The sequence below is a fragment of the Arthrobacter sp. HY1533 genome, from assembly GCF_027568515.1.
Lineage (GTDB): Bacteria > Actinomycetota > Actinomycetes > Actinomycetales > Micrococcaceae > Specibacter.
On record NZ_JANKZF010000057.1, the window covers coordinates 1 to 1,906 of the forward strand.

Sequence of the window (1,906 nt, forward strand, 5' to 3'; positions counted from 1 at the left end):
TGTTCATGTCGGTAAGTTCCGTTGTGTGGGGGAAACCAGGCACAACCACAAACCCAACCCCCAAAAGGGAGGGCTTGTTGTTGTTCCAGGACCCAACAGTGTGCCAAACGCATAACAACCAGGACACCAGCAACCCGTACGGTCTTTTCCGCACACCCCAAAAGGTGTTGTACTCGAACCAGGCTGCCAGATGCCGATCATCGGCTGTTTTATTGATATTCCACCCTTGAGCAATCCACCGAGAAACAATCGTTCTCGCAATGGATTATTCTCCTCGCACCACCAACGTCTTCCATGCGGAACGCGCCGTGGTGTTTGGTGCTCCTTAGAAAGGAGGTGATCCAGCCGCACCTTCCGGTACGGCTACCTTGTTACGACTTAGTCCCAATCGCCAGTCCCACCTTCGACAGCTCCCTCCCCACAAGGGGGTTAGGCCACCGGCTTCGGGTGTTACCAACTTTCGTGACTTGACGGGCGGTGTGTACAAGGCCCGGGAACGTATTCACCGCAGCGTTGCTGATCTGCGATTACTAGCGACTCCGACTTCATGGGGTCGAGTTGCAGACCCCAATCCGAACTGAGACCGGCTTTTTGGGATTAGCTCCACCTCACAGTATCGCAACCCATTGTACCGGCCATTGTAGCATGCGTGAAGCCCAAGACATAAGGGGCATGATGATTTGACGTCGTCCTCACCTTCCTCCGAGTTGACCCCGGCAGTCTCCTATGAGTCCCCACCATCACGTGCTGGCAACATAGAACGAGGGTTGCGCTCGTTGCGGGACTTAACCCAACATCTCACGACACGAGCTGACGACAACCATGCACCACCTGTAAACCGACCGCAAGCGGGGCACCTGTTTCCAGGTGTTTCCAGTTCATGTCAAGCCTTGGTAAGGTTCTTCGCGTTGCATCGAATTAATCCGCATGCTCCGCCGCTTGTGCGGGCCCCCGTCAATTCCTTTGAGTTTTAGCCTTGCGGCCGTACTCCCCAGGCGGGGCACTTAATGCGTTAGCTACGGCGCGGAAAACGTGGAATGTCCCCCACACCTAGTGCCCAACGTTTACGGCATGGACTACCAGGGTATCTAATCCTGTTCGCTCCCCATGCTTTCGCTCCTCAGCGTCAGTTAATGCCCAGAGACCTGCCTTCGCCATCGGTGTTCCTCCTGATATCTGCGCATTTCACCGCTACACCAGGAATTCCAGTCTCCCCTACATCACTCTAGTCTGCCCGTACCCACCGCAGATCCGGGGTTGAGCCCCGGACTTTCACGGCAGACGCGACAAACCGCCTACGAGCTCTTTACGCCCAATAATTCCGGATAACGCTTGCGCCCTACGTATTACCGCGGCTGCTGGCACGTAGTTAGCCGGCGCTTCTTCTGCAAGTACCCTCAACCAGCTAAACACTGGCCTTGTTCCCTACTGAAAGAGGTTTACAACCCGAAGGCCGTCATCCCTCACGCGGCGTCGCTGCATCAGGCTTTCGCCCATTGTGCAATATTCCCCACTGCTGCCTCCCGTAGGAGTCTGGGCCGTGTCTCAGTCCCAGTGTGGCCGGTCACCCTCTCAGGCCGGCTACCCGTCGTCGCCTTGGTGAGCCATTACCTCACCAACAAGCTGATAGGCCGCGAGTCCATCCAAAACCAATAAATCTTTCAACCAATCCCCATGCGAGGAAAAGTCAATATCCAGTATTAGACCCCGTTTCCAAGGCTTATCCCAGAGTTAAGGGCAGGTTACTCACGTGTTACTCACCCGTTCGCCACTAATCCCCCCGCAAGCGGGGTTCATCGTTCGACTTGCATGTGTTAAGCACGCCGCCAGCGTTCATCCTGAGCCAGGATCAAACTCTCCGTTAATAACTAAACAGACACACACAACCACACCGGAAAAAGATGAT

Annotated in this window: 1 rRNA gene; it reads right to left on the bottom strand. The window is 55.2% G+C overall.

What is annotated here, in order from left to right:
* Nucleotides 1-329: 329 nt before the first annotated feature.
* Nucleotides 330-1,865, bottom strand: a 16S ribosomal RNA gene (locus PCK14_RS19245).
* Nucleotides 1,866-1,906 lie beyond the last annotated feature (41 nt).